Genomic DNA, 26,520 nt, shown 5'->3' on the forward strand with positions numbered 1-26,520 from the left:
GCCCGGTGATCAAGAGATTCGCAACTGCACGCAGCGCATGTCAACGGATTCAACCGGCAATGTTCTGCCGGTCGCGTGAGCGCGGAAGAAGGCAGGCCGCCGGAATGCAGACCGGCAGGAATCTGCCGGTCGCTGGAACCTGGAATTCTCTGCCGCCGACGGCTGTTGAACGCGCCGTCGGCACCAGCAAGCGTTGAGGGCTCAACCGTCCAACGGCCGGTGGGGGCGACCCGCGTCCGCGCAGGGCTCCCTCAGCACGTCGAGGAAGGTGAGGCGGAGTCCGGGATAGCCGACAGGGTTGAGCACCTGGGCGACCACGTCGACGGTGTGCGGGGCGAAGCGAGGGATGGTCAGGTGAAACGTGTGTCCGTCCCGGTGGGCGATGACGACCGGGCCGTCGTCCCAGATCCGCCGGCATGCGGGGTCGGCGAGTGCCGTCCGCAGGATCTCGCCGAGTTCGGGATGTCCCGGGTACTGCGCCATGGCGTAGCGCAGCATCGCGAGGTACGCCCGACCGTGCCGCGGCCAGTCGCCCATCTGCTCCCGGGCCTCGGGGTCGGTCAACCCCCAGCGGATCAGGTTCGCGCCGGGGAGCCGCACCCAGGGGAACCACTCGGCCATGGCCTCGTTGTGGGCGAGCACGTTCCACGCGTTGTCGGTGAGATAGGCGGGCCGCGTCGGCTGTAGATCGACAAGGCGCCGCAGCGGCGCCAGGTCGACGTCGTCGGGCGACACGGCGGGGAAGAGCTCGCCACCGGCGGCGTAGAGGAAGAGGGTCGCCCGTTCGTCCGCGCACAGCCGCAGCGCGTCCGCCAGCGCGGCCAGGGTTCGCGCGTCCATCCGGGGCACGGCCCCGCGTTCGAGGTCCCGGTACCAGCGCTCGCTCATGCCGATCCCCGCCGCGACCTCCACCTGCGGGAGCGGCTTGCCGAGGCCCAGCCGGTGGCCCACTCGCGCCCGCCAGGCCCTCAGGAGCACCGCGAGCCCCAGCGCTTCGTCCGGCAGCGGCCCGAGAACGGTCCGGTCCGTGGAACTGGCGCGCTGCATGCAAGGACCTCTGCTCCGGCTGCTTCCTTGTGCCGCGGCTCGGGCGGGAGCGGTCGGCGTGGGGCCCGCAACGACGGCGGCGCCTGCGTGGTCGCAACGATCAGCGCAGGTCAGCTCCCTCCACAAGGGTAACCCGCACGCCGGTCCTGATTCCGTGCCGCACATCAGCCAGGGCATCACCACCATCTCGCACGAAATGACTGGAAGATTCCCATAGCGGAAGAAACATAAGACCGTGGGTGGTAAGTTCCTGCCCCCATGAATCCGGGGGGAATGGTGTCCGTTGATGTGACCGTCCTCGGTCTGGGACCGATGGGCTCAGCTTTGGCAGACGCCTTCGTGGCCGCCGGCTGCCGGACGACCGTGTGGAACCGCACACCCGGCAAGGCGGACGCGCTGGTCGCCAAGGGGGCCGTGCAAGCAGCGTCGGCCGGCGAGGCCCTGGCGGCGAGTCCGCTGACCGTCGTCGTCCTCTCGACCCACGAGGCCGTCCAGGAAGTACTCCACCCCCTGGCCGACGGGCTGGCGGGCCGCACTCTGGTCAATCTCACCTCGGGGTCGCCGCCGTGCGCCCGGGAGACGGCCGCCTGGGCGCAGCGCGGCGGCGCCGCCTATCTCGACGGGGTGATCCTGACGACTCCGTCCGCCGTCGGCAGCCCCGGCTTCCTGCAGCTCTACGCCGGGCCGCCGGAGGTCTTCGACGCGCACCGGGCCACGCTCGCCGCTCTCGGGGACCCCGTCTACCTCGGCACCGACCCCTCGCTGCCCTCGGTGTACGACACGGCGTTGCTGTGCCAGATGTGGGCCACCCTCACCGGCTGGCTGCACAGCGTCGTACTGGTCGGTGCCGACGGACCCGGCGGTGGTGTCACGGCGACGACGTACACCGAGGTCGCCAACCGGTGGATGGACACCGTGCGGTTCTTCATGAGCGCGTACGCGCGGCAGGTCGACTCGGGGCAGTGTCCCGGTGGCGACTTCCCGCTGGACCTCCACCGCATGCTCATGCGGATCCTCTCCGACGCCAGTGAGCTCCGGGGAGCGGACACCGGCCTCCCGGAACTCTTCACGGCGCTGACCGAGCGGGCGGTCGCGGCCGGCCACGGCGCCGACAGCTACGCGCGTCTGGTGGAGTTCGTCCGGACGGAGTCCCGGCCGGACGCGGCACTCTCCTCCTCCGCGCGCTCACCCGCCGACGGCGGGGCAGGTGAGCCTCCGTCCTGCGCGTGCCGGGGTGTCCGGGGCGGGGTGGTGGATCGCCGTGCGGGTCGCGGTGAGCGGTAGGCCCGTGGCGCCGTGCCGTGCGGCGACGATCTCCGCCGCGATGGACAGGGCCGTCTCCTGTGGGGTGCGGCCGCCCAGGTCGAGGCCGATGGGGGCGCGCAGCCGGGTCAGTTCGACGTCGCTGACGCCGGCTTCGCGCAACCGCCGGACGCGGTCGTCATGGGTGCGGCGCGAGCCCATGGCGCCGACGAACGCGACGGGAAGGCGTAGGGCGACCCGCAGCAGCGGCACGTCGAACTTGGCGTCGTGGGTGAGGACGCACAGCACGGTCCGCGCGTCGGTGGCGGTGTGGCGCAGGTAGCGGTCCGGCCAGTCGGCCACGACGGCGTCCGCCTCGGGGAAGCGGGCCGCCGTGGCGAAGACGGGGCGCGCGTCGCAGACGGTGACGTGGTAGCCGAGGAACTTGCCGACCCGCACCAGCGCCGCCGTGAAGTCGACCGCCCCGAAGACGATCATCCGTGGGGGCTCAAGGCCCGACTCGACCAGGAGCGTCACCCCGCCGGGGCAGTGCGCTCCGTCCTGCGACAGCTCGACGGTGCCGGTGTGGCCCGCGCCGAGCAGCGCATGCGCCTCGGCCACGGCCGTGCGGTCCAGCTCCGGCCGGCCGCCGAGGCCTCCCTCGTGAGACCCGTCGGGCCGGACGAGCAGGATCCCGTCCAGCAGTTCGTCCGGGCCCCGCACGACCCGGGCCAGGGCCACCGCCTCGCCGTCGGCGGCAGCCGTCAGCGCCTGGGCGAGCACCTCCCGGCCCGGTGCGGCCGCGGGAAACGCAGCGGCCACGACCTCGATGGTGCCGCCGCAGGTCAACCCCACCGCGAAGGCGTCGTCGTCGCTGTAGCCGAACCGTTCCCTGCGCGCCTTCCCGTCCTGGAGCGCCTCGACGCACAGGTCGTACACCGCCGCCTCCACACAGCCCCCGGAGACTGATCCGACGACCTGGCCGCTGCCGTCCACGGCCAGGGCGGCGCCGGGGCCGCGCGGGGCGCTGCCGCTGACGGCCACGACGGTGGCGACGGCGAAGTCCCGTCCCTGCGCGGCCCACCGGGCCAGTTCCTCAGCGATGTCCAGCATGATCCCGCTCCATGGGTGCGGCGGTGGACGTCAGGACGCGGTCGGGCCGGATCGGCAGGTCCCGGTGGCGTACGCCGGTCGCGTGCCAGACGGCGTTGGCGACCGCAGCCGCGGACCCCACCCCGCCGATCTCACCGATGCCCTTGATCCCGACCGGGTCGTCCGGGTCCGGGTCGTCCAGCCAGTCCGCCTCGATGGCGGGCACGTCCGCGTGGGCCGCGATGTGATAGCCCGCGAAGTCGGCGTTGGCCAGGCCGCCCGAGGCGGCGTCCCGGACGGCTTCCTCGTGCAGGGCCATGGACAGGCCCCAGATCATGCCGCCGGTCAGCTGGCTGCGGGCGGTCAGCGGATTGATGATCCGGCCGGCGGCGAAGACGCCGAGCATGCGCCGTACGCGGATCTCGCCGGTGCCCGGGTCGACGGCGACCTCGGCGAACTGCGCGCCGTACGCGTGGCGTTCGTACGCGGTGAGGGAGCTGACCGCCTGCTGCGTGTCGGAACGCACGGTGATGCCGTCCGGCGGGACGACGGCGCCGAGGGCGAGGCGCTCGCGCAGCTCGCGTGCCGCGAGCGTGACCGCCCAGCCCCAGGAGCGGGTGCCCATGGACCCGCCGGCCAGCCAGGCGTTGCCGAAGTCGCTGTCGGCGATGAGCACCCGCACCCGGTCCAACGTCACGTCGAGGGCGTCCGCGGCCAGCTGGGTCAGGGCGGTGCGCGCCCCCGTCCCGATGTCCGCCGCGGTGATGCGCACCGTGAACGTGCCGTCCGCGCACGCCGTCACGGCGGAGGTCGCCGGGAAGGTGCCCGTGAAGAAGGTGGACGCCGCCGTGCCGGTGCCGACGAGCCAACGGCCGTCGCGGCGCACGCCGGGCCGCGGATCACGGCCGGCCCACCCGAACCTGCGGGCCCCTTCGGTGAAGCAGTCGAGCAGGCGGCGTCCGGCGAAGGGAAGCCCGGAGACGGGGCCGGCGGCGGGTTCGTTGCGGGCGCGCAGGGCGATGGGGTCAAGACCGCACCGCTCGGCCAGTTCGTCGAGCGCGCACTCCACCGCGAACGATCCGGGGGCCTCGCCCGGCGCGCGCATGTAGGTCGGAGCGGGGACGTCGAGACGTACCACGTTGTTGACGGTGCGGTGGCCGCTCGCGTCGTACATGGAACGCGCGTACGCGGCACTGGGTTCGACGAACTCGCGGACCGTGGAGGTGGCGCTGAGTGCCGTGTGTTCCAGGGCGCGCAGCCTGCCGTCGGCGTCGGCGCCCAGCCGGACGCGCTGGGCGGTCGCGCTGCGGTGGCCGATGAGCGAGAACATCTGGGGCCGGGTGAGCGCGACGCGGACGGGCCGTCCGAGCAGCGTCGTGGCCATGACGGCGAGGATGAGGTGCGGGCGGACCTGGGCCTTGCAGCCGAAGCCGCCGCCGACGTGCTCCGACCGCAGGTGCACCGAGGCGGGGTCGAGGCCGAAGAGCCGGGCCAGGTCCCGCGCGGTCGCGTACGCGCCCTGGGTGGAGTCGACGACTTCGAGCCGCCCGGCGTGCCAGCGCGCCATGGCCGCGTGCGGCTCCATCGGGTTGTGGTGCTCCTCGGCGGTGCTGTACCGGGAGTCGACGACCACCTCGGAAGCGGCGAGTTCGGCCTCCACGTCGCCCTTGTCCGTGCGCGCCGGCCCTACGGCCGTCGACTCCGGGGTGTATGCCTCGGGGTGCCCGAAGCGGAAGCCCACGTCGTGCGGTTCGGTGTCGTAGGTGACGACGAGCGCCTGCGCGGCCTCTCTGGCCTGTTCGGGGGTCTCGGCCACGACGAAGGCGACCGGCCATCCCGCGTAGGGCACGCGGTCGTGCTGGAGGACCTGTGTGGTGGCGTCGGGCCCGAAGGTGCCGGAGAAGTCCTCCTGCAGGCGGGGGGCGTTGCCGTGATGCAGGACCGCGAGCACGCCGGGCATCTTCAGGACGGGGCCGTCGTCCACGGAGCGGATGCGGCCGCGGGCCACCGTGGACACCACGATCCAGCCGTGGGCGAGTGCGCCGGCGGGGAAGTCGGCCGCGTAGCGGGCAGTGCCGGTGACCTTGTCGCGGCCTTCCAGCCGGACGTACGAGGTGCCGACGGCGCTGGTCACGGGTCCGGTGGTCGTTGCCGTGGTCATCGGGTGGCCTCCTCGGCGAGTTCGGTCAGGACGTCGGCGACCAGGTTGCGCATCAACGGCAGCTTGTAGCCGTTGTGCGGCAGGGGCCGGGCGGCGGCCAGTTCGGCGTCGGCGGCGGCCGCGAACGCCGCGGCGTCGGCCGGCTGCCCGGTCAGCGCGCGCTCGGCCAGCCGGGCCCGCCACGGACGGGAGGCGACCGCGCCGAACGCGAGACGCACCTCGCGCACGACGCCTTCCTGGACGTCGAGAGCGGCTGCGAGCGAGCCGATCGCGAAGGCGTACGACGCGCGCTCGCGCACCTTGCGGTAGCGGGAGGCGGCGGCGATCGGCGCCGGCGGCAGACGGACGCCGGTGATCAGCGCCCCTTGCGGCAACGCGGTCTCCAGCTGTGGGGCGTTTCCCACCGGCCGGTAGAACTCGGCGAGCGGCAACTCACCCGGCCCGTCCACGGTTTCGTACGTGACGATCGCGTCGAAGGCGGCCAGGGCCACCGCCATGTCGGAGGGATGTACGGCCACGCAGTGCGGGGAGGCACCGAGGACGGCGTGGTTGCGGTGCTCACCCGTGAGCGCGGCGCAGCCGCTGCCCGGGGCACGCTTGTTGCACGGCGCGACCGCTCCGGTGAAATAGCCGCAACGGGTGCGCTGCAGCAGGTTCCCGCCGACTGTGGCCATGTTGCGCAGCTGCCCCGAGGCGCCGGCCAGGACGGCCTGCGCCAACGCCGGGAAGTGGCGGCGCACATGGGGGTGGGCGGCCAGATCGCTGTTGGTGACCGTCGCGCCGATGCGCAGTCCGCCGTCGGTGGTGGTCTCGATCCGGTCGAGGGGAAGGTCCCGCAGGTCGACCAGGAGCGCGGGCCGCTCGACGCCGGTCTTCATCAGGTCGACCAGGTTGGTGCCGCCGCCCAGCGGGCGGGCGTCGGGGTCGGTTTCGAGCAGGGCGAGCGCGCCGGCCATGTCCGCGGCGCGGTGGTAGCGGAACTCCCTCACGCCGCCACCGTCCCGGACTCCCCGGACTGCTCCCCCGCGGCCCGCGCGACGGCTCGGACGATCGCCGTGTACGCGCCGCAGCGGCACAGGTTGCCGCTCATCCGCTCCCGGATCTCCTCGTCGGTGAGGGCGGGCGCGCCCGCCTCGGGGCGGACGTCGGCGGTGGCGGCGCTCGGCCAGCCCGCCGCGTGCTCCTCAAGGACCGCGAGGGCCGAGCAGATCTGTCCCGGGGTGCAGTAGCCGCACTGATAGCCGTCGAGTTCGAGGAACGCCTGCTGCACCGGATGCAGCCGGTCGCCCTCGGCGACACCTTCGATGGTGGTGATCGCGCGCCCCTCGGCCGCGACCGCGAGTTGTAAGCAGGCCACGGCGCGGCGGCCGTCGAGCAACACGGTGCAGGCGCCGCACTGGCCCTGGTCGCAGCCCTTCTTGGTGCCGGTCAGGTCGAGACGCTCGCGCAGCGCGTCGAGCAGGGTGGTGCGGTGGTCGACGGTGAGGGTGTGCGATTCTCCGTTGATCTTCAAGGTGACGACGCTGGACGTCGATGTGGTCATGATGGCCCTCTTCGGCATGACGGTTTCGCACTGCGGCGGCGCCTGACTGGGCGTGCTCCACAGGCGGTTGGCAAGGTGCTGCTGGTTATCGGGCAGTTGCCGGGGGAACGACGGGAAGCGGGGTGACGGCCGGCCCCGGTTCACCGTCGGCCGTCCTCGTGGTCCCGGCTGCCAGTGAGAGTGAGCTATAAACGGATAGCTGTCCGGAAAGACACCGGACAGTTGTCCGGATACCCTGAACCTATCGGACAGTTGTCCGCTTAGCAAGGGTGCCGGGTACCGGGAACGGCCAGAGGGCGAGGACGCAGTGCAGACGAGGGTGCCCCAGCAGGACGACGAGCCCCCGACCCGGCGCTCGGACGCCCGGCGCAACCGCGAGCGCATCCTGGAAGTGGCGCTGGCGGAGCTGACGCACTCGCCCGCCGTCGCGCTCAGCACGATCGCGAAGAAGGCGGGCGTCGGACAGGGGACCTTCTACCGGAACTTCCCCGACCGGGAGTCGCTCATCCTGGAGGTCTACCGCTTCGAGGTCCAGCAGGTCTTCGAGGCCGCCCGCCACCTGATCGACGTCCGGCCGCCCGAGCAGGCCCTGCGGGAGTGGCTGGACCGCCTCGCCCAGTACGCGTCGGCCAAGGCCGGACTGGCCGACGCGATGCGCGAGGCCACCCGCGCACCCGCCACGCCGGCACGGTGGGGCCACGCACCGGTCACAGCCGCCATCGAACTCCTCCTGGAGGCCAACGAGGAGGCCGGCACCATCCGCCCCGGGGTGACCCCCGACGACTTCCTGCTCGCCATCGCCGGACTGTGGCAGATCGGCACGCGCGACGACGCGCACGAGCGCGCCCAGCGCCTGTTCGACCTCGTCACGGACGGGCTGCGGGCAGGAGCCCCCGGAGCCCGTCACGACGAGAACGGCTGACCTCGCGCGGCGGCCTGCGCCGGCGTGTGGCGGCCAGGCCGCTGGGCTCCCTGGTGCGGGGAACCAGCGGGCGACGCGCTCCACGGCAGCCGCGTCGCCCCTGAGTTCGTCATCGCGCGAGGCGCGGTGCGTCAGACACGGGTGTCCTCCACGACGGGGACCGTGGTGTCGTTCCTGTCCGTGTCCTCGGTGAACGGCCGGCCCGGGCCACGGGTGTGCTTGCCGCAGAAGGCGGGTTCCAGCGCGCCCATCAGGCCCTGGGTGACGGCTCCGTTGTTGGAGGCGTTGGCGAAGACGACCACTGTCCGCTCGCCGTGCGGCGTGGAGAACGACTGGGTCTGGTAGCCCTGGACGATTCCGCCGTGGCCGAGCACCTTGCCGCAGGAAAGGGAGATCTCCCGGACGCCCAGCCCGTAGCTGATCTTCGCTGTCGGAGTCGGCAGCACGCGGGGCATCTGCCGCAGTGAGCCGTCGGAGACCAGGCCGCCGGCGCTTCCGGCGAGCAGGGCGGTCAGGAAGCGGTCGAGGTCCTCGGCCGTGGAGATGACCGCTCCCGCGCTCCAGATCCACGACGCGGTCTGCTCGGTGGAGTCCAGCAGGGGCTTGGAGCGGTCGTCGTTGGTCAGGTAGCCGGTGGCGTGCGGGCCGTCGATGGCTTTCCGCGGTACGACGAAGGACGTCTGACGCAGTCGCAGCGGCTCGATGATCCACTCGCGCAGCACGTCGGCGTACGGGCGTCCGGTCAGGTGCTCGACCGCCAGGCCCATGAGGACGTAGTCGGTGTTGGAGTACGCGTACCGCGCCCCGGGCGTGGACTGCGGGCCGTGCTTGACGGACATCGCCACGAGGTCGGCGGGCTCGTAGACGTTGTCGCGGATGCGTTGCTCGAAGGCGGCCGTGGTCTCCTCCCCCGTGTGCTCGAGGAGGTCGTCGGTGTGGTCGTAGACTCCCGCCCGGTGCTGCATGACCTGACGTCCGGTCATCTGCCAGTCGAGCGGCAGCGTCCCCTCCGGCAGGAAATCGCGCAGTGGCTCGTCCAGGTCGATGCGGCCTTGCTCAGCCAGGCGCATCACGAGGACCGAGGCGAACGCCTTGCTGTTGCTGCCCACTCGGAACCGCAGGCCGGCGTCCATGGGTCTGCCGTCCAGGTCTGCGGCGCCCAGGGCCACCGTCTGGTCGCCGCCCCGGCCGTCATGGTTCCTGATCACCGCGAACGCACCCGGTGCCCCTGCCTCCATGGTCCGCTGGAGGGCGGCGCGCACGCCCGACGCGTCCGGCACGGCCGGCGCCGGCTCGGCGGATGCCGCGGTGGCCGCCCCGGCGACCAGCGTCATGACCGCCGCGACAGCCACCGGTCCCATCCATCGGACACCGGACGTGTCGCGTAAGTTCCTTCGTCTGCTCATGCGTTCCCTCGCATTCACCGTGACGACAGGCCACTGCCGAACCTATCCACAGTCAAGATCGAATGCAGGGTGGAAATGCCCCAGCCGGGCGCGCCGGCCGTACGGTTTCCGGCCGGTCCACGGTCCTCCCCTCAGCGAGTCCTTCGTACGCGCACAGCAGCGCCCGGGGTGAACCCGCTGTGCGCAGGCACCCCGGGCGGGCAGAGGAGTCGGGCGCGCTGACGGCTACCCGACCCGGCTCGACTCCCGAGTGGGACGGCTGTGCTTGCCGGCGTCAGCCGCCAGGGCTGATCCGACCGCGCCAGGCCCCCGTCTCACCGCCGCGGTGTTCGATGTAGTCCTTGAACCGGTGCATGTCACCCTTGACACGTCGGCCGATCGTTCCGGTCAGGTCGGCGGCCTTCTCCGCGACCCCGCCCGGTTCGACGTTCATCACCAGTTCCACGCGCGTGTGCATGTCGTCCACGCGGTGGAAACTGACCGTGCCCTTCTGTTTCGTCTCACCGTCGACAGTCCGCCAAGTGATCCGCTCGTCGGGCAGCTGGTCCACGATCTCGGTGTCGAATTCCCGTCGCACACCACCGATCTTGGTGGTCCAGTGGTTATGGCGGTCGTCGACCTGTCGGACCTCCTCGACGCCCTCCATGAAGTTCGGGAATTCCTCGAACTGCGTCCACTGGTTGTAGGCGGTGTGGAGGGGCACGTCGACCTCTACAGCCTCTTTCACCGTACTCATCAGGGACTCCTTGCTCTCGTGACGGCAGCACGACGGCGTACCCGCCGCACTCGGCACACCCCTACGGGTACCCGATCACGCTCGATTACGCGCGAGCCCGACCATAGACTTCGTCTATTCCCTCCCTATGTCCTCCATGTCGTTCCGGGAGATCGGCGCGGGCCTTCAGGACCGGAGGCGTTCGCGTTCTCGGTCCGCCCATTCCGGCAGGCTCGTCAACGGCGGCAGCTCGGCCGTCCGGGCGGCCCGCTGGACGACCTCGCCGGGGCGTTCACCCGGCGTCATGACCACGTTGCCCCAGTGTTCGGGAAGCTCCCGGCCCTGAGACCGCAGTTCCGTGCGCAGAGCCACATAGAGCAGTTCGAAGGCCTGCAGGGAGATGTGAGCCCAGTCCCCCTTGGTGTGCTGCTTGTACTGGAGGTCCACCTGACCGATGGCGGAGGCGCCGTGACGACGGCTGATCTGGTCGAGGATGCTGAATTCGGTCCCCCACCCGACGGGGAAGACGAGCCCCGCCAGAGTGACGCGCCGGCTGGCGTGCTCACCGCTGAGCGGCTGGCGCAGTCCGGCGAGCTCCGGATGGAGCAGGGAGAGCACAGGCCGGGCCATGGCCTCGGTGGTCCGGCCGCCTTCGTACTGGTCGTAGAAGGCGCGCACGTGGTGCAGGGCGGGGTCCCGCAGCAGGGGACCGACCAGCCGGGAGACCTTCGACGAGTCGAACCGCAGGTGGTCTCCGTCGACGAACACGACGATGTCACCGTCGCTGGCCCATATGCCCTTCCACATGACGGCGCCCTTGCCGGAGTCCGGGATCTCCCCGATCGGCCCTGCGGCCGAGAAGCGGATCACGCGCGCCCCGGCCCCGGCCGCCAGGGAAGCGGTGTCGTCCACGGAGTCGTGGTCGACGACGACGACTTCGTCAACCGCTCCGGCAGCCACCAGGTCCTCGACGACCGGCGTCACCACGCCCTGGATCGTGCGGGAGCAGTTCCGGGCCGGAATGACCACGGACACGCGGGCGAGGGCGCCGAGCGGCGTCGTGGAGGCCCGTTTCACGGCGGCCAGTTCCTGGGGGCCGTCCGTGGGGGAACCGAGGAAGGTCTTGATCGTCACTGCTCGGCCCTCCCGTCCTCGAACGAGCACCCACGACACGTGCCACTGCCACGACTCCTGGACCAAGATGAGCCTTTCCGCGGCGCCACGCGCCTCGGACTACTCCGAACGAGCGAACACCCCCCGGGTCCCGTCTGTGCGGCCGGTGCTGTGAGCGGAGCCATAGGCCGGCCGACGCCAGTCTGTGATCATGCGCTGATGAGGACGGCAGGCGAGCACGCACGGCTGTGGACCGCGGCCGGCAGCCCGCAGGTGGAGCTGCTGGCTGCCCGCTTCGAGCACTTCACCTTCGACCGGCACAGCCACGAACAGCTCTCCGTCGGCGTCATCGAGCAGGGCGCGGAAGGTCTGCACGTGGCCGGCGGCAAGGTCGTGATCCCCGCCGGGCACCTGGTGATCCTCAACCCCGGGCAGGTGCACACCGGATTCGCCGCCGCGGAGTCCGGCTGGCGGTACCGGATGTTCTACTTCGACACCGCGATGGTCGACGAGCTGGCCCACGAGCACCTGGGTGTCCGGAACACCTGGTTCCAGGAGACGGCCGTGCGAGACGCCGGGCTGTTCGCCCGGCTGCGACGCGTCCACCAGGAGCAGGAGAACGCCACCGATCCCCTCACCGCCGAGTCCCTGCTGCTCGACGGTCTCGGCGCGGTGCTGCGCCGGCACGCCCGTACCGGCCGGGCGTCCGCGACCGGGGCTCCGCGCGGCGCGGGCCGCGGTCCGGAGCTGGCCCGTCAGCTGCTGCACGACCGGTGGACCGAGCCCGTCACCGTCGCGGAGCTCAGCGCCGCCGCGGGCATGCCGCGGTCCTCGCTCATCGCCGCCTTCCGCCGGGCGTACGGGTTGCCGCCGCACGCGTATCTCCTGCGGCTGCGCGCCAACCGGGCCCGCCGCCTGCTGCTGGCCGGGCAGCGGCCGGCCGAGGTGGCGGCCGCCACGGGCTTCGCCGACCAGGCGCACCTGACCCGCGTCTGCAAGCGGTACTTCGGGGTCACGCCGGGGGCCATCCGTCCCCGAGGCCCGTCGTGGGTCTGACGGCCGCTTCCCGACTTTCGTTCAAGACCGCCGCCGGGCCCCGCCGCCAGGCTGGGCCGTAGCCGTGCAGCGAGAGACGAAAGGCGGCTTGGGCAAATGGTGTGGGTACTAGCGGTGTCCCCGCTTGTCATGGTCCTGGGGATGATCACGGGGTTGCGCCGGCCGGCGCACTGGGCGGCGGTCGCCGGCGCCGTGTTGGCGGCGGTGCTGATCTGGTGGCTGCCGGACTTCACCCTGCCGGGTGACGTGCTGACCTCCGGGGCCGGCGGAGCCGGGCTGCTGGTGCTCAACGCCGCCGCGGTGATGCTCCCCGGCGTCTACCTGAGCCAGGTGCTCACCCGCCGGGAGGTGCACCGGTCGCTGCGGGAGTGGGTACGCGGGCTGCCGCTGCCGGGGCCCGCGAAGATCGCCCTGGTGGTGGCGGGCATCGCCCCCACGGTGGAGGCGCTCACCGGCTTCGGGGTGTCGCTGCTGGTCACCGTGCCCGTGCTGCTCGCCCTGGCACCCCCTCCGACCGCCCTGCGGCAGGCCATGCTCGGCATGAACATCATGCCGTGGGGCACCCTCGGTCTCGCCACCGTCATCGGTGCCGCGCTCACGGGCAAGGAGGTGGCCGTTCTGGGCACCGCCACAGCGGTCACCAGCAGCCTGGTCTTCCCGCTCGTGACCACGTGGGCGGCGCTCCTGGCCCGCCCGCGACGCCGGTTCCGTACCGCCGCGGTGGCCGCGGCCGCGGGCGCGGCGCTCTCGCTCGGGCTGCTGGCGCTCAACCTGGCGGGCGTGGTCCAGCCGGCGGGCGTCCTGGCCGGGTTGCTCACCACGGGCATCGGGCTGGCGTTCTGTGCCGTCCGCCGGTCCCGCCACGGCGCGGAGCCCGCCGGCCGGTTGCTTCCACCGCGTGCGGTCCTGCAGGCGTACGGCCTCGTCCTCGGCGGTATCGCCCTCACCCGGGCGGCGACGGCCGCCGGAGTCCCCTCCCTGACACTGCACGCGGGCAACGCCGGCTTCGCGCTGCTGTCCTCGCCGGGGCTGCCCCTGCTGGCCGCCGCCCTTCTGCTGGACCGCGGCCGCCCGCACGGCCCGGACGCCCGTGCCGCGCTCGCCCGCGCCGGTCGGCCACTGCTCGCGCTGACGGGGTTCGTCACCCTCGGCAGGCTCATGGCGGACAGCGGCATGATCGCGGAGCTGGGCGCGGCGGTCGCCGGGGCGCCTTCGCTGGTCACCGCGCTGGCCGCCCCCGCGCTCGGCATGTTGAGCGGTTTCCTCACCGGCTCGAACGTCGGCGGCAACGCGATGATGATGCCGCTCCAGGAACGCCTCGCCCCGGGCGGCGACGGGCTCGACACCTGGTTCGCGGCCCTGCAGAACAGCGCGGCGGGCCACACCGTCTTCACCTCACTGCCGATGATCATGCTGATCCTGGCGGTGGCCGGCGACCGCGCGAAGTCCACGGACGTCTCGGAACACACCCTGCTGCGCTTCGGCCTGGGGGTGGCGGCCGCGATCTACACCGTGCTGGCGGCGACGGCGGTGGTCGTGGTCTCCTGCGCGTGAGCGTCGGGCCGGACCCCGGAGGTCCGCGACGGGGCGCGGCGGGGGCGCGGCGCGGAAGGCCCGGCGGAGGGCTGACGTCGGCACTGGGCAAGCGCCACGCCGGTGCCCCGCGACACGCTTCGGCCTGCCGACGGGCCTCTGAGGCCGTGCGGCTTCCGTCACGACCCGACGGGCTCACGGCGCGACAGGGAGGCCGCTCCGATCGCTTCGTCCAGAACGTCGCGGGAGAGGAGCAGATCGGTGATCAACCCGTCTATCCGCCTGCGTTCCTCGGTGAGTTCGGCCACCAGCCGGCCCGTCGCCCGCGCGGAGGGGCCGCCGTCCGCGTCCCGCATGCAGGGCAGCAGCACCGCGATCTTGGCGCTGTTGAGGCCCGCGGCGAACAGGGCCTGAATCCGGATGACCCGGTCGACCGCCCACTCGCCGTACGCACGGTGACCGCCGGGAGTCCGTTCGGCGGCCAGCAGGCCCTGCTTCTCGTAGTAACGCAGCGAGCGTTCGCTCACTCCCGTACGCTCGGCCAGTTCCCCGATCCGCATGCATCCCCCTGTCCGCGACGGCACCACGCCGCCGGCGTCGATCCGCCTTGAATCTGACACCGGTGTCAGGATCTACGGTACGGGCATGACGAACGCACCCGTAAACAACGGTCTCTTCGCCCCCACCCGCCTCGGCCCGCTGCACCTGTCCAACCGCCTGGTCATGGCACCGCTGACCAGAAACCGGGCCGGAGCCGACGGCGTGCCCGGATCGCTGATGGCCGAGTACTACGCCCAGCGGGCCTCCGCCGGCCTGATCATCGCCGAGGGCACCACGCCGAACGCCGTGGGACAGACCTATCCCAACATTCCCGCGATCCACGGTGCGGAGCACATAGCGGGATGGCGGCGGGTGACCGACGCGGTGCGCGCAGCGGGAGGGAGGATGTTCCTCCAGCTCCAGCACGGTGGCCGGGTCGGGCACCCGGACAACAGCGGACTGACGCCGATGGCCCCCTCCCCCGTTCCGCTTCCGGAGACGATCCACACGCCCACCGGCCGCCAGCCCTCCGTCGTGCCCCTCCCCATGACCGTCCAGGACATCCACACCACCGTCGCCGACTTCGCCCAGGCCGCCCGCAACGCCGTCGAGGCGGGCTTCGACGGGGTCGAGGTCCATGCCGCCAACGGTCAGTTGCTGCACCAGTTCCTGGCGGAGAACACCAACCGGCGCACCGACGCCTACGGCGGGCCGGCGTCCAGCCGCATCCGCTTCGTGGTGGAGGTGACCAGGGCCGTGGCCGAGGCGATCGGCCCGGAGCGGGTCGGCCTGCGGATCTCGCCGGAGAACACCGTCAACGGCATCGAGGAGGGCGACACCGAGGCCATCTACACCGCGCTCCTTGAGGCTCTCGCGGACGTCGGCCTTGCCTATCTGCACCTTGAGTTCGCCGATCCCGCGACGGAGCTGTTCGCCCGGATCCGGCAGAGCTGGCCCGGCACGCTGATGGCCAACCCCAACCTGGGCTGGCCCGCCGCGCTGCCCGCCGACGGCGGTCGGAGCGCGGGGGAACGCCTGCTGGCCGCGGGCGCCGACCTGATCTCGCTGGGCCGCGCCTTCATCGCCAACCCCGACCTGGTCGAGCGCCTGGAGGCCGACGCTCCCCTCAACCGGATGCGGGACCAGTACACGATGTACGTGGGCGGCCCGACGGGCTACACCGACTACCCCACGCTGAGCGCCGAACGCTCGATGGCCCTTTCCGCGTGAACCGGGACACGGGGCGCCGGGACGCGAGGACGGGTGAACCCCGCGTCCCCCGGCGCCGCTCCCCTTCTCCGACGCCAGGCGTCTCGCCGGGAGGGTGTCCGGTCCGCCTGTGACAGGACCGTGACCGGAGACGTGGCTTCCGTCATAGCCCGGTGCCGTCCCGTCCTGATCATCTTGGCAAGATGCGCAGCGTCCTCCTCACCCCTCCCGTCCTCCTCGTCGGTGTCCTGCTGCTCACGGCCTGCGGACCACAGCAGTCCGACTCACGGAGCGACCGCCCGGCGCGAGTGAAGGGCGACGGTTCCTCCTGCGAGGAGTCGCCCTCCGGCGCGGCGGCCGGGTCCGGTGCAGCGGTTCCGCCGGGGGATGCGTCCGGCCTGGAGAAGGACGGAGTCAAGATCGTCGGACTGAGCCGGGGCGGCCGGAGCTGCGCCGAGTTCGAGGTCACCAATCACCAGACCGAGCCCTTCAGCTACACGATCACTTTCGCCTTCCTGTCCGGTTCCGGGGAAGCGCTGGAGAATCCGGGGCAGACCGTGGCCTCCGTCATGCCCGGTGAGACCCTCAGACGCACCGTCACCATGAGCCGGCCTCCGTCCAGCGTGCGAGGCGGAGCAGCACGCGTGCGGATCGCCAAGGTGAGGAGCGTGCCCACCAGCGAAGCGCCCTCCCCGGGAGGTCCCTGCCCGCCCTCGGGACTTCGTGTGTACACCGATGACGGCGACGCCGCCATGGGGCTCCGCGCCGTAGGGCTCCACCTGGAGAACTGCGGCACCCGCGCCGACCGGCTCGACGGCTACCCCCAGCTTCAGCTCCTCGACGAGGACCACAGACCCGTCGACAGCGTGAAGGTCCTCCAAGGCGGCGACTCCATCGCCACCGGCACCGGAGCCGACGGCGTGCCCCAGCCGCTGACCTTGCAACCCGGCGAACGGGCCCGCGCCACCCTCGTCTGGCGGAACACCGTCGAAGCCGGAGTCGGCGACCCCGTGCACGCCCCCTACGTGAGGGCGTGGGCGAAGCCGGACGCCGTCCCGGTGACGGTGACCCCGGAACTGGACCTGGGCACGACGGGAAAGCTCGGTGTCGGCCCCTGGAAGAAGGACGACACGAACGCCCCGGGCCAGGGCGGCACGGCTGGCGCGCACTCCCCCGAAGCGCCGTCCGGGTCCGCTCGGCCCGTACGACCCTGAGACGGCACCTCGACGAGAACGGTGCGGGCCGCGCCCCTCCGGCCGGGGTCGGCGATCCCACCCGCTCCCCCGACGCCGCCGCGGATCCTCGCCGTCATGCCGGACACGGCGCGAGTCGTCGGCGTGGGCGGGTCAGGCCCCGGGGCGGGCGGCGGTGACCGTGAAGTAGTCGAGGATGCCGTCGTCGTAGGCCCGCAGGAAGTTGCGGGGCCACGTGCCCGGCTGCCACATGGTCGAAAGCCAGCGGTCCCAGCCGTGCCACACCGCCGCGCCGATCGACGTGACGCGGATGTCGGTCAGGCCGGACCGTTCAAGGCTCCCCGTCAGTTCCGGGATGCTGTGGGCGACGTCCAGGCCGGTGGCGAAGGTGTGGAGCAGGGCGGCCAGCTGGCCGGGCCGGGCCGGATCGGCGTCGGGCACGAAGAAGCTGGTGACGGCGGCACGGCCGCCGGGCTTCAGGACGCGGGCGGTCTCCCTCGCGAACGCGTCCAGGTCGCGGAAGTGCTGGGCGGCTTCGACGCTGTACACGCGGTCGAACTCGGCGTCGCCGTACGGCATGCTCTCCGCCGCGCCCTGGACGAAGCGCAGCCGATCGGCCTGATCGGCCAGCAGGGCCGCCTGGGCGCGGCGTGCCCGGTCGAGCTGCTGCGGGTGGATGTCCATCCCGGTGACCTGCGCGAAGCCGTACTCCTCAAGCGCCATGGCGCAGCCCGTGCCCAGCCCGCAGCCGACCTCCACGGCGCGCAGCCCCTCGGTGGGCGCCAAGGCGGCGAGCACGTGTCGGTACAGGGCCCGCTGGCTGCGGATCCGGTCTTCCTCGGTCAGGACGGGGCCCAGGTCGATGCCCTGCCAGTGGCCGAAGTTGATGAATCCCCCGCCGAACAGGGGCGTGGCGCCGAGGTCGGCCGGCCCGTACGTCTCCTGGACCGCCGGCGGCATGGGGAGCGGGGCCGCCCCCGGGCAGTGCGTCATCCGAGCCACCTCCGTGGGAAGAGCGAGCCGCGCGGCGGCCCGCTCACCCAGCCGTACCCAGGGGGCCGTCGGCTGGAACCAGCCGTTTCGCCGCGGCCGACCGTCTCCGTTCGGGAGCGCTGATTCAGCTCGTCTCACTTGTTCGGCTTGTTCGGCTTGTGTTCGGCCCGGCCTTCCCCCGGCCTCGGCCTCCGGCCGGTGAGGCGGGCGGGCCGGGAATCCCTGCCCGGCACCGCCCCCAGCCGGCCGCTGCCGTTCCTCAGGAGCCGTCAGGCCAGCAGAACCCCAGTTCCTCGGCACGTTCACGGCTGCCGCCGCACACCGTCCCGTAGGTCTTCGGGTCCTCCTCGGCCAGCCGGCGCAGCGCGGCGGCGGCCTGTCGCTCGGGCGGACCGCCGTCGTCCGGGATGACCCAGCGGAACTGCAGGGGGATGCCGTCCGCGTTCCCGGCGGCAAGTCCCGGCGCGTACGAGAACGTCACGACCGTGGTGTCGGGATCGTCGAAGCCGCTGCTGATCCAGCCCTGTAGGGCGTCCCACCGGGCCAGCAGGCCGGGCCGCGCGGTCAACTCCGCCTTGATGAGGCGGGCGACGGTGCGGGCCGGCCAGGACCACGAGCGATCGGCCTCGGCGCGGGCCACCTCCGCGTCGTAGGCGGCGGCGTCGAACCGGTAGGCAGGCGGCTCGGGGGCGGGTTCCCTGCCGCCAGGCATGGTGAGCGGCCTTCGCCAGTCGTCCCACACCACCTGCTCGCCGTCGCGACGGATGGTGACGTAGAGCGCGCCGCAGCATCCTTCGGTGCAGGAGGCTTCCGCGAGCCGCACCTCGTGGGGGGCCGGCCGGGCCCGGAGCAGGCCGCCGTCCAGAAGGTGCTCGGGAGTCTCGGCGGGGCCACGGGCGAAGAACGCCGGCACGACGGGGAGCCCGTCGATGAGGATGCGGGTCTCGACGGGCCCACGGTCCGCGAGGTCACCGGCGACCACCTCGATCCGCAGCCTGCCCTTCGTGGCCGGGCCGGTGAAGGGCCGCCGCCCCGTGCGCCGGATCCACCCGGCCCGCAACCGCTGCTCCGCGCCGCCCTCGGTGGAGTCCGCCACCGCCGCCCAGCGGGGCTGGGCCAGCAGCCGCCCCAGGGACTCCAGCAGCGCCGCACGCCGGCCGGCGGGCCAGTCCAGCAGTGCTGCGGGACCGCTGCGCAGATCCAGGGCGAGCGAGAGCAAGGTGGCGTGGTCGTCCAGGTCCGGTGGCAGGATTCCGGCCCGCGTGACGACATGTTCGTAGAGGGTGAGCGCGTCCGGGTAGGAGAGGAGGTTGTTCCCCTGATCGCGGGAGGCGCCCAGCTGAACGAGCAGCCTGCCGGCCCGGGCGAGCAGCGCCGTGTCGGAGGGATGGTCGGCGAGCAGGGCGGGCAGGCGGGTGGCTTCCATGATCCGCCGGGCGTTCTCGGCGCCGATGAACAGGGCTGAGGCGGGAAGGGCGACCAGCTCCGTGCGGATGGCCGCTCGGTCCCGTGCCCACAGGGCGCGCACGAGTGGCAGGAGTTCCTCGCAGCGGGTGCCGGCGGCGAGCCAGACGAGGGCGGCGGCCGGCCGGTCGAGGGGGTCGAGAGCTCTGACGGCCTGTCGGGGGAACGGCCGGAGGAGTCCGAGGGCGGAGAGGTACGGGACGTCTTCGGGCTCTCCGAGGCGGGCGAGCAGGGCGATGCCGGTGGTGACGGCTGGAACGGTGGTGCCGGTGCGGGTCAGTTGCCGGCCCAGGGAACGGGCTGCTTCCCGCTGCTCCCGGGTCGGCAGCGGCAGGTCCGCGACGACGGACCGGATGGTGAAGCAGTGATGGGAGCGGATGCCGAGGCGGGCGAAGCGGCGGAGCAGCACGGCCGGGTCGTCCGGCAACGGGCTCAGCGCCTCCTCGACGGCGGCCCTGGCCCCGCTCTGGGGCAGCGAGGTCTCCGCCTCTTCCCGCTCCGCCGGGAGGGGATGGCCGCGCCGGGGCGGGAGCTCGCCGAGGGCGTCGCGCAGCCGACGCTGGATGTGGTCGTGGAGGGCGAGCGGGCGGGTCAGCGCGTCGCGCTGTTCCTGCGCGGTCACCGGGTGGGGTGGGACTCGATTCCGTAGGTCATGTGCGCAGCCTGCCAGTCGCGTCACGATCTGTCGAAGGAATTCACGGCGTGGGACGCCGGCCGGTCTTCCGGTCGTCACGGTGCGGCGGCGTTCCGCAGTCCGGCGTACCCGGGCCTACCTGCCCGCCCGTTGCCCTCCCCGCCCACGCTTCATGGCCGGACAGACCCCCAAGAAGCGGCTCAAAACCGCCTAAAGCATGTGTTTAGCAGCTATTCGGCCGGGGATTGATCACTCGCTCTCAAGATTGTCATCGCGGTGGCTTCACCGCGCCAGCACCACTCCAGCCACAGTCCCCGAGACAGGAGCCCCACCCATGCTGCCCGCCATGCCGCGCCCCGACCGTGAACGCTTCCTCGCCGAACCGCGCGTCGGAGTCCTGGGCGTCACCGACTCCAGGGGCGGCGACCGGGCGCCCCTGATCGTGCCGGTCTGGTACGCCTACGAGCCCGGCGGCGAGGTCGTCGTCGAGATGGGCCGGGAGACCATCAAGGCACAGCTCCTGCGCGCCGCCGGGCGGTTCAGCCTCTGCGTGCAGGACGAGGGGCGGCCCTACCGGTACGTCAGCGTCGAGGGGCCCGTCACGGCGATCGAGGACCCGGTGGACCCGGCCGTGCGCGAGGCCCTGGCCCAGCGGTACCTGGACCCCGAGGAGGCGCGCGGGTATCTGGCCGCGACCTCGGACCAGCTCAAGGACGACGTCGTCTTCCGCATGCGGCCGCAGCACTGGCGCAGCGCCGACTTCGCCGCCTTCGCGGCGGACTTCGCCGAGGGCGGCGCCGGCGAGGGCGGCGGCACGGACTGAGCACCCGCTCCCGCGTCCGCGCCGCCGCACCACACCGCACCACACGAAAGTCGTAAGAACGAGAAGGACTTGATGACCGACATCTACGTTCCGTCACGCCCGTTGCCCCGGCCTCAGGCCCAGGTCGCCGGCACGCCCGTGCCCGGGTACCCCCGGGACGGCCTCATCCCTGAGCTGTTCGAGGCCCAGGCCGCCGCACGGCCCCACGCCCCGGCGGCCCGGCACGGCGAGCGCACCGTGACCTACGGGCGACTCGACGCCCACGCCGACGCCTTGGCGGCACGCCTGATCGCCCACGGCGTCCGGCCGGGCGATCTGATAGGCGTGTGCGGCAGCCGCTCGCTGGAGGCGCTGGTGGCGCTGCTCGGCATCCTCAAGGCCGGCTGCGCGTACGTACCGCTCGACGAGGACCTTCCACCGGCCCGGTTGCGGGCCATGGCCGAGGACGCGGGACTGCGTGCCGCGGTCACCTTGCCGGGCAGTACGCGCCGAATGCGCGGTCTACGCGCGTCGGTCGCGGTCGGCTCCCTCGACGAGCCTGTCGACGGGCGCGTCGACGGGCCCCTCGCCGAGGCCGCCGGTGACGCCCCGGCACCGTCCGCCGGCGCCCGTACCGGATCCTCCCGTACCGGCTCCGCCACCGACTGCGCCTACGTCGTCTTCACCTCCGGTACGACCGGCCGCCCCAAGCCGGTCGCGATACCCCACCGGGGCGTGGTCAGCCTCGTGCTGTCCGACCCCGAGCTTCCCTCGCCCGCGCCGGGTGACGGGGTCCTGCACGCCTATGGCCTGTCCTCCGACGCCTCGACGATCGAGATCTGGGGCGCGCTGCTCACCGGCGCCTGCCTGGTGATCGCCGACCGGGAGGAACTGCTCTCGCCCACCGCTCTCGAGGGGCTGTTCCATGCCGGCGGCGTCACCGTGGCCTATCTGACGACGAGCGTCTTCCACCTCGTCGCCCGGACCCGTCCCGAGGCCCTGGCCGCGCTGCGCTTCGTCTCCGCCGGCGGGGAGGCGATGGATCCGCGCCTCGCGAACGCCGTCCTCGCGGCCTGCCCCGGCACCACGGTGGTCAACTTCTACGGTCCGACCGAGAACGCCGTGGTCTCCACCGCCCACGTGCTGAGCCCCCTTCCCGAAGACGCCGCGCACGTCCCCCTGGGCCGTCCCTTCGGCGCCTCCACCTGCCACGTCCTGCGGGCCGACGGCTCGGTCGCCGGGCCGGGCGAGGAAGGGGAGCTGTACGTCGGCGGCGACGGGCTGGCCCTGGGCTACCTCGGCGACCCGAAACTGACCGCCGAGCGGTTCCTCCCGCTGCCCGCGGTGGAGCCGGGCGGCCCGCTGTACCGGACCGGCGACCGGGCCGTACGGCACGCCGACGGCCTGCTGGAGTACCGCGGGCGCCTCGACCGCCAGGTCAAGCTGCGCGGCGCACGCGTCGAACTCGACGAGGTGGAGGCCCGATTACGGGCCCACCCCGAGGTCGGCGAAGCCGTCGTCGAGGTCGATGCGGGCTCCCTGACCGCCTACGTCACGGCCGCCGCGCCCGGAGGTCTTCTGCCCCTGCCCGCCCTGCGCGCGTACTGCGCCGAGTGGCTGCCCCCGCAGGCCGTCCCGACGCTGGTACCCCTGGACCACTTCCCGGTGACCAGCGGCGGCAAGGTCGACCGCACCCGCCTGAAGTCCGCCGCGCCACGGCCCGGCCCGGACAGCGCCGCGGTGGCCGCGCGGGACGCGGACGAGCCGAAGGCCGAGGGCCTGCTCGGGGTCCTCACCGAGGTGTGGCAGCGGGTGCTGCGCGTACGCCCCGCGCCCCAGGACGACTTCTTCCTCCTCGGCGGCGACTCCCTGCTCGCCTCGGAGGCCGTCACCCGCACCCTCGCCGTGCTCGGCCTCGACGCCGCCCTGGGCTCCACCCTCATCAGGGCCCTGCTGGCCGCGCCCACGCTGGAGGGCTTCACCGCCGCCGTCCGCGAGGCGCGGGGCGGCCTCGGCGGAGCGGCCGGCGGGCAACCCGCCGTCGACTTCGACCGCGAGACCGACCTCGGCTTCGCCCTCCCGCCCGCCGAAGGCCCGGCACCGCGCCCGCACGAACCGAAAGACGTCCTGCTCACGGGCGCGTCGGGGTTCGTCGGCGCGTTCCTGCTGCACCGTCTGCTGCGCTCGACGGCCGCCCGCGTCCACTGCCCCGTACGGGCGACGAGCCCGGCGCACGCCGCGCAGCGGGTCCGCACCGCGCTCGCCCGTTACGGGCTGCGGCTCGACGAGGCCGACTGTCAGCGCGTGGAGTGCTTCCCCGGCGATCTGACCCAGCCCCGCCTGGGGCTCGACGCCGGCCACGCCGGGGAACTGGCCCGCCGCCTGGACCTCGTCGTGCACAACGGCGCCCACGTCAACTTCCTCTACCCCTACGAGCAGTTGCGCCCGGCGAACGTCGACGGGACCCGCGAGGTCGTCCGGATCGCGGCGCCCCGCCGGGTGCCGGTGCACTTCGTGTCGACCGTCGCCGTCGTCGCCGGATTCGGCACCGCCGGGGTGCGTGAGGTGGACGAGGACCTGCCGCTGTCCCACGCCGACGGGCTGACCATGGGGTACGCCGAGAGCAAGTGGGTCGCCGAAGGCGTGCTGCGGCGGGCGGCCGAGCAGGGCCTTCCGGTGGCCGTGTACCGGCCGTACGAGGTGACGGGCGACGGGGTGCACGGCACGTGCAACACCGAGACGGCCATCTGCTCGCTGTTCAAGACGATCGCCGAGACGGGGCTGGCCCCCGGCATCGACCTGCCCATGGACTTCGTCCCCGTCGACCACCTCGCCGAGTCCGTGGTGCACATCGCCACGCACCAGCCGGCCGACGGCCGGGTCTACCACCTCACCAACCCCCGCCCGGCGATGCTGACGGACGTCCTGGACCGGATGCGCGCGGCGGGCTTCACCCTCCGCACGCTGCCGTACGACCAGTGGGTCGGCGAGCTGGTGCGCCACGTCGCCGAGCACCCGACGAGCGCCACCGCGCCGTTCGTCTCCCTGTGCGTGGACCGCAGCCGCAACGCCGACATGTCCGTCAAGGAGATGTACCTCCAGGGCACCTTCCCGGTCCTGGGGCGGCGCAACGCCGAGAAGGCGCTGGCCGGCAGCGGGCTGCACTGTCCACCGGTCGACGCCGCACTGCTGGACCGATACCTGGAGTACTTCTTCACCTCCGGCTACATCGCGCGCCCCGCCTCCGCGCCGGCCTCGCCCGCGGCAGGATCGGAGCACAGCGCATGAGCCACCCCGACGCCCTCATCCCGGTCCCCGAAGTCGAGCCCGGCACCGCCGGACCGCCGTGCGCCTACGCCCGCCTGCGGGCCGAAGCACCCGTCGTCAAGGCACAGCTTCCCAACGGCGAGACGGGCTGGCTGCTCAGCCGCTACGAGGACGTGCGCGCCGCGTTCGCCGACCCCCGGCTCGTACGGCCCCTGCTGTCGGCCTGGCCGCCCCGCGAGGGGGACGACGCCCCGCCGCCGTGCCTGCCGACCTTCCTGGAGATGACCGGCGAGCACCACGAGCGCGTCCGCCGCACCGTCCTGCCCATGTTCGGCCGGCGCCGCCTGGAGTTCATGGAGCCCCGGATCCGCGCGATGGCCGGTGAGCTCGTCGACGCGATGGTGGCCGGGGCCGAGGACGGCACGGCGGACCTCGTCGCCGCCTACGCCGAGCCGCTGCCCCTGCGGGTGCTGTGCGAGACCGTGGGCCTGCCGTACGAGGACCGCGACGTCTACCTCCCGCACACCCTCGCCCTCCTCGGCGCGGCCGGGCTGACGATGGAGGAGGTGCTCGCGGCCCTGTACGCGCTGCAGGACTACGCCGGCGAGCTCATCTCCCGCAAGGAGAAGGAGGACGGCGAGGGCGAGGACTACATCCGGCTGCTGCTGGCGGAGGCCCGCCGGCCGGGCAGCGAGCTGACCCGGGACGACGTCGTCAGCTTCGTCGTCACCATGCTCATGGCCGGCTACAAGACCAACATCCAGCACACGGGCAACGCGCTGCTCGCACTGCTCACGCACCCCGAGCAGATGCGGACGCTGCGCGAGGCGCCCGAGAGGACCTCCACCGCGGTGGAGGAACTGCTGCGGTACGTGCCGCTGATGAACGCCATCAACATTCTCGTGGCGACGGAGGACTTCACCCTGCACGGGCAGCGGATCCGTGCCGGCGACGCGGTCGTCCCCGTGCCGGCGTCCGCCAACCGCGACCCCGAGGCGTTCGCCGAGCCCGACCGCCTCGATCTGACCCGGACCCCCAACGCGCACGTCGCGTTCGGGCACGGCCCCCATGCGTGCACCGGCGGGCATCTGACCCGCATGCAGCTCGCCATCGCGATCCAGGTGCTGCTGGAGCGGCTCCCCGGCGTCGAACTGGCCGTTCCGGCCAAGACCATCCCCTGGGACGAGTCCACTCCGCTGCGCGCACCGGCCCGGCTCCCGGTGCGCTGGTGACGCCCCCGCTCAGCCGGCACCCCGTCGGCGGGCCCGTCCGCGAGCCCGCCGACGACACAGCGGACGACCCTGCCGACGACATCGGCGACCCCATCAGGAAAGAGGCCCGCATCCCGTGACCGCACCGCACGCACCCGCGTCCGAGGAAGCACCGCACGACCAGCCCCTCCCGCACTACCCCTTCAGCACCCGGGGCGACCGGCTCGCCCCCGAGCTCGGCGAACTGCGCAGCCGCTGCCCCGTCGCCCGGGTCAGCACCAACTCCGGCGACCAGGCATGGCTGGTGACCGGCTACGAGCTCACGCAGCACGTGCTGCGGGACCGCTCCTTCGCCCGCTCCGTGCTGGCCGAGGCGGACAGCCCGGGTCAGGACGCCCCGATCCTCGCGCCCGAACTCCTCGACGCCATGAACCACCTCCAGAAGGCCGGGCTGCGCGAGGAGGTGCTCAAGGCCCTCGGCCGGGACCAGCCCGAACTGCCCGCCGACTGGGTCGCGGCCGTCACCGGCGAGGGCCTGGACGCGATGGTCCGGGAAGGCGGCCCCGGCGACCTCCAGCACCACTTCGCGGAGTGGGTCGCCGCCCAGTGCATGTGCCGGCTCCTCGGCCTGCCCTTCGAAGACCGGGAGTGGCTCGCCGTACGGGCCGACCTGGACCTGACCATGGTCACACCCACCCATGAGGAACTCGCCCGCAACTGGGAGGAGATCCGGGTGTACATGGACGAGCACATGGCCGCCCGCCGCCCCGGCGAGCCGCGCGGGCTCGCGGACCGCCTCGCCGATCTCAACGCCGCCCACCAGGGGCTGACGGACCAACAGCTGTCGAACATCGTGTCCGTCCTCTTCGTCAGCGGTTACGAGGACTTCGCGAGCTTCCTGGGCGTCGCGGCCTTCAACCTGCTCCAGCACCCCGAGGTGATGAGCGCGGTGCGCGCCCGGCCGGAGACGATGCCGCAGTGCGTGGAAGAGCTGCTGCGGTGCAGCGTCGTCCTGGGCAACGCGATCCCCCGCTTCGTCACCAAGGAGACGGAGTTGGGGTCGGCCCAGGTGAAGGAGGGTGACATGATCCTGCTCTCCCTGGACGCGGTCAACTACGACTCCGCCGCGTTCTCCGACCCGGAGACCTTCGACCCTGCCCGCTCCCCCAACCCGCACCTGCGCTTCGGTTACGGCCGTCACCACTGCCCCGGTGCCCACCTGGTCCGCCGCCAGTCCGACGTCGCCTTCCGCGTCCTGCTCGACCGCCTGCCCGGCATCCGTCTGGCCGTGCCGCCGGCGGAGGTCCCCTGGCACCCGAACCGCATGGCCATCATGCCGGCCGGGATTCCCGTGACCTGGTGAGATGCGCGGGCCCG

General features: G+C 72.8%; 22 protein-coding genes. 11 read left to right on the forward strand and 11 right to left on the reverse strand.

Going from position 1 to position 26,520, the window contains the following annotated elements:
• Positions 1-201 precede the first annotated feature (201 nt).
• Positions 202-1,047, reverse strand: coding sequence for an MmyB family transcriptional regulator (locus CYQ11_RS01075; protein WP_099199201.1), 846 nt, complete (start codon positions 1,045-1,047; stop codon positions 202-204).
• A gap of 273 nt (positions 1,048-1,320) precedes the next feature.
• Here CYQ11_RS01075 and CYQ11_RS01080 point away from each other — a divergent pair, with 273 nt between their 5' ends.
• Complete coding sequence (locus CYQ11_RS01080; protein ID WP_099199202.1) at positions 1,321-2,331, forward strand: NAD(P)-dependent oxidoreductase; 1,011 nt, start codon at positions 1,321-1,323, stop codon at positions 2,329-2,331.
• Here CYQ11_RS01080 and CYQ11_RS01085 read toward each other — a convergent pair.
• From CYQ11_RS01085 to CYQ11_RS01100, 4 genes are read right to left on the reverse strand one after another with little or no spacing between them, the layout of a single operon-like run.
• Complete coding sequence (locus tag CYQ11_RS01085; protein ID WP_099199203.1) at positions 2,233-3,402, reverse strand: XdhC family protein; 1,170 nt, start codon at positions 3,400-3,402, stop codon at positions 2,233-2,235. The genes CYQ11_RS01080 and CYQ11_RS01085 overlap by 99 nt on opposite strands.
• A complete protein-coding gene (locus tag CYQ11_RS01090) occupies positions 3,386-5,542 on the reverse strand; it encodes a xanthine dehydrogenase family protein molybdopterin-binding subunit (protein WP_099199204.1) in 2,157 nt (718 codons plus the stop codon). The genes CYQ11_RS01085 and CYQ11_RS01090 overlap by 17 nt, the downstream gene beginning before the upstream one ends.
• Positions 5,539-6,531 carry an FAD binding domain-containing protein gene (locus CYQ11_RS01095; protein ID WP_099199205.1) on the reverse strand — a complete coding sequence of 331 codons (993 nt, stop codon included), beginning with the start codon at positions 6,529-6,531 and terminating at the stop codon, positions 5,539-5,541. Before CYQ11_RS01095 ends, CYQ11_RS01090 begins: the two co-directional genes overlap by 4 nt.
• Positions 6,528-7,085 carry a 2Fe-2S iron-sulfur cluster-binding protein gene (locus tag CYQ11_RS01100; RefSeq protein WP_099199206.1) on the reverse strand — a complete coding sequence of 186 codons (558 nt, stop codon included), beginning with the start codon at positions 7,083-7,085 and terminating at the stop codon, positions 6,528-6,530. Before CYQ11_RS01100 ends, CYQ11_RS01095 begins: the two co-directional genes overlap by 4 nt.
• Before the next feature lie 307 nt (positions 7,086-7,392).
• Between CYQ11_RS01100 and CYQ11_RS01105 the strand changes: the two genes are divergently transcribed.
• Positions 7,393-8,007: a TetR/AcrR family transcriptional regulator gene (locus CYQ11_RS01105; RefSeq protein WP_205041805.1), complete on the forward strand. Its 615-nt coding sequence runs from the start codon at positions 7,393-7,395 to the stop codon at positions 8,005-8,007.
• 131 nt (positions 8,008-8,138) lie between these two features.
• Here the strand turns inward: CYQ11_RS01105 and CYQ11_RS01110 are convergent, their stop codons facing one another.
• The 3 genes from CYQ11_RS01110 to CYQ11_RS01120 form a co-directional block, all read right to left on the reverse strand.
• A complete protein-coding gene (locus CYQ11_RS01110; RefSeq protein WP_181143530.1) occupies positions 8,139-9,359 on the reverse strand; it encodes a serine hydrolase domain-containing protein in 1,221 nt (406 codons plus the stop codon).
• Positions 9,360-9,687: 328 nt separating this feature from the next.
• Positions 9,688-10,149 carry an SRPBCC family protein gene (locus CYQ11_RS01115; protein WP_099199208.1) on the reverse strand — a complete coding sequence of 154 codons (462 nt, stop codon included), beginning with the start codon at positions 10,147-10,149 and terminating at the stop codon, positions 9,688-9,690.
• 165 nt (positions 10,150-10,314) lie between these two features.
• Complete coding sequence (locus CYQ11_RS01120) at positions 10,315-11,262, reverse strand: glycosyltransferase (RefSeq protein WP_181143531.1); 948 nt, start codon at positions 11,260-11,262, stop codon at positions 10,315-10,317.
• 198 nt (positions 11,263-11,460) lie between these two features.
• On the opposite strand from CYQ11_RS01120, the gene CYQ11_RS01125 reads away from it, so the two are divergent.
• Together CYQ11_RS01125 and CYQ11_RS01130 are read left to right on the forward strand one after the other, a co-directional pair.
• Positions 11,461-12,297, forward strand: coding sequence for an AraC family transcriptional regulator (locus CYQ11_RS01125; protein ID WP_099198187.1), 837 nt, complete (start codon positions 11,461-11,463; stop codon positions 12,295-12,297).
• Between the two features lie 141 nt (positions 12,298-12,438).
• Positions 12,439-13,851 (forward strand): L-lactate permease, encoded by a 1,413-nt coding sequence (locus CYQ11_RS01130; RefSeq protein ID WP_181143532.1) that lies wholly within the window; start codon positions 12,439-12,441, stop codon positions 13,849-13,851.
• Positions 13,852-14,009: 158 nt separating this feature from the next.
• Here CYQ11_RS01130 and CYQ11_RS01135 read toward each other — a convergent pair whose 3' ends face one another.
• Complete coding sequence (locus tag CYQ11_RS01135; RefSeq protein WP_099199211.1) at positions 14,010-14,390, reverse strand: MerR family transcriptional regulator; 381 nt, start codon at positions 14,388-14,390, stop codon at positions 14,010-14,012.
• Positions 14,391-14,475: 85 nt separating this feature from the next.
• On the opposite strand from CYQ11_RS01135, the gene CYQ11_RS01140 reads away from it, so the two are divergent.
• Together CYQ11_RS01140 and CYQ11_RS01145 are read left to right on the forward strand one after the other, a co-directional pair.
• Positions 14,476-15,600, forward strand: coding sequence for an alkene reductase (locus CYQ11_RS01140; RefSeq protein ID WP_099199212.1), 1,125 nt, complete (start codon positions 14,476-14,478; stop codon positions 15,598-15,600).
• Between the two features lie 182 nt (positions 15,601-15,782).
• Positions 15,783-16,793, forward strand: a complete 1,011-nt coding sequence (locus CYQ11_RS01145) for a DUF4232 domain-containing protein (RefSeq protein WP_099199213.1) — start codon at positions 15,783-15,785, stop codon at positions 16,791-16,793.
• Positions 16,794-16,925: 132 nt separating this feature from the next.
• On the opposite strand, the gene CYQ11_RS01150 is transcribed toward CYQ11_RS01145, so the two are convergent.
• On the reverse strand, positions 16,926-17,765 hold the full coding sequence (locus CYQ11_RS01150) for a class I SAM-dependent methyltransferase (protein ID WP_240003396.1): 840 nt from the start codon (positions 17,763-17,765) through the stop codon (positions 16,926-16,928).
• Between the two features lie 259 nt (positions 17,766-18,024).
• The gene (locus CYQ11_RS01155; protein ID WP_099199214.1) at positions 18,025-19,851 is read right to left on the reverse strand and encodes a hypothetical protein; all 1,827 of its coding nucleotides are present in this window, start codon (positions 19,849-19,851) and stop codon (positions 18,025-18,027) included.
• 346 nt (positions 19,852-20,197) lie between these two features.
• On the opposite strand from CYQ11_RS01155, the gene CYQ11_RS01160 reads away from it, so the two are divergent.
• The 5 genes from CYQ11_RS01160 (at position 20,198) to CYQ11_RS01175 (ending at position 26,506) form a co-directional block, all read left to right on the forward strand.
• On the forward strand, positions 20,198-20,686 hold the full coding sequence (locus CYQ11_RS01160; RefSeq protein WP_099199215.1) for a pyridoxamine 5'-phosphate oxidase family protein: 489 nt from the start codon (positions 20,198-20,200) through the stop codon (positions 20,684-20,686).
• Positions 20,687-20,758: 72 nt separating this feature from the next.
• Positions 20,759-23,953 carry an amino acid adenylation domain-containing protein gene (locus CYQ11_RS01165; protein ID WP_099199216.1) on the forward strand — a complete coding sequence of 1,065 codons (3,195 nt, stop codon included), beginning with the start codon at positions 20,759-20,761 and terminating at the stop codon, positions 23,951-23,953.
• The gene (locus CYQ11_RS01170) at positions 23,950-25,164 is read left to right on the forward strand and encodes a cytochrome P450 family protein (RefSeq protein ID WP_099199217.1); all 1,215 of its coding nucleotides are present in this window, start codon (positions 23,950-23,952) and stop codon (positions 25,162-25,164) included. Before CYQ11_RS01165 ends, CYQ11_RS01170 begins: the two co-directional genes overlap by 4 nt.
• Entirely contained in the window at positions 25,161-25,283 is a 123-nt protein-coding gene (locus CYQ11_RS30585) for a hypothetical protein (protein WP_275666391.1), read from the forward strand. Before CYQ11_RS01170 ends, CYQ11_RS30585 begins: the two co-directional genes overlap by 4 nt.
• Positions 25,280-26,506: a cytochrome P450 gene (locus CYQ11_RS01175; protein WP_099199218.1), complete on the forward strand. Its 1,227-nt coding sequence runs from the start codon at positions 25,280-25,282 to the stop codon at positions 26,504-26,506. Before CYQ11_RS30585 ends, CYQ11_RS01175 begins: the two co-directional genes overlap by 4 nt.
• The last annotated feature ends 14 nt before the right edge of the window (positions 26,507-26,520 follow it).

It is taken from the genome of Streptomyces cinnamoneus (genome assembly GCF_002939475.1).
GTDB lineage: Bacteria > Actinomycetota > Actinomycetes > Streptomycetales > Streptomycetaceae > Streptomyces > Streptomyces cinnamoneus_A.

What these genes read in the sequence shown, in the direction of transcription:
- CYQ11_RS01075 (WP_099199201.1), bottom strand. Translation starts at nt 1,047, where the DNA reads ATGCAGCGCGCCAGTTCCACGGACCGGACCGTTCTCGGGCCGCTGCCG.
- CYQ11_RS01080 (WP_099199202.1), top strand. Translation starts at nt 1,321, where the DNA reads ATGGTGTCCGTTGATGTGACCGTCCTCGGTCTGGGACCGATGGGCTCA.
- CYQ11_RS01085 (WP_099199203.1), bottom strand. Translation starts at nt 3,402, where the DNA reads ATGCTGGACATCGCTGAGGAACTGGCCCGGTGGGCCGCGCAGGGACGG.
- CYQ11_RS01090 (WP_099199204.1), bottom strand. Translation starts at nt 5,542, where the DNA reads ATGACCACGGCAACGACCACCGGACCCGTGACCAGCGCCGTCGGCACC.
- CYQ11_RS01100 (WP_099199206.1), bottom strand. Translation starts at nt 7,085, where the DNA reads ATGACCACATCGACGTCCAGCGTCGTCACCTTGAAGATCAACGGAGAA.
- CYQ11_RS01115 (WP_099199208.1), bottom strand. Translation starts at nt 10,149, where the DNA reads ATGAGTACGGTGAAAGAGGCTGTAGAGGTCGACGTGCCCCTCCACACC.
- CYQ11_RS01125 (WP_099198187.1), top strand. Translation starts at nt 11,461, where the DNA reads ATGAGGACGGCAGGCGAGCACGCACGGCTGTGGACCGCGGCCGGCAGC.
- CYQ11_RS01130 (WP_181143532.1), top strand. Translation starts at nt 12,439, where the DNA reads ATGATCACGGGGTTGCGCCGGCCGGCGCACTGGGCGGCGGTCGCCGGC.
- CYQ11_RS01135 (WP_099199211.1), bottom strand. Translation starts at nt 14,390, where the DNA reads ATGCGGATCGGGGAACTGGCCGAGCGTACGGGAGTGAGCGAACGCTCG.
- CYQ11_RS01140 (WP_099199212.1), top strand. Translation starts at nt 14,476, where the DNA reads ATGACGAACGCACCCGTAAACAACGGTCTCTTCGCCCCCACCCGCCTC.
- CYQ11_RS01145 (WP_099199213.1), top strand. Translation starts at nt 15,783, where the DNA reads ATGCGCAGCGTCCTCCTCACCCCTCCCGTCCTCCTCGTCGGTGTCCTG.
- CYQ11_RS01150 (WP_240003396.1), bottom strand. Translation starts at nt 17,765, where the DNA reads ATGACGCACTGCCCGGGGGCGGCCCCGCTCCCCATGCCGCCGGCGGTC.
- CYQ11_RS01160 (WP_099199215.1), top strand. Translation starts at nt 20,198, where the DNA reads ATGCTGCCCGCCATGCCGCGCCCCGACCGTGAACGCTTCCTCGCCGAA.
- CYQ11_RS01165 (WP_099199216.1), top strand. Translation starts at nt 20,759, where the DNA reads ATGACCGACATCTACGTTCCGTCACGCCCGTTGCCCCGGCCTCAGGCC.
- CYQ11_RS01170 (WP_099199217.1), top strand. Translation starts at nt 23,950, where the DNA reads ATGAGCCACCCCGACGCCCTCATCCCGGTCCCCGAAGTCGAGCCCGGC.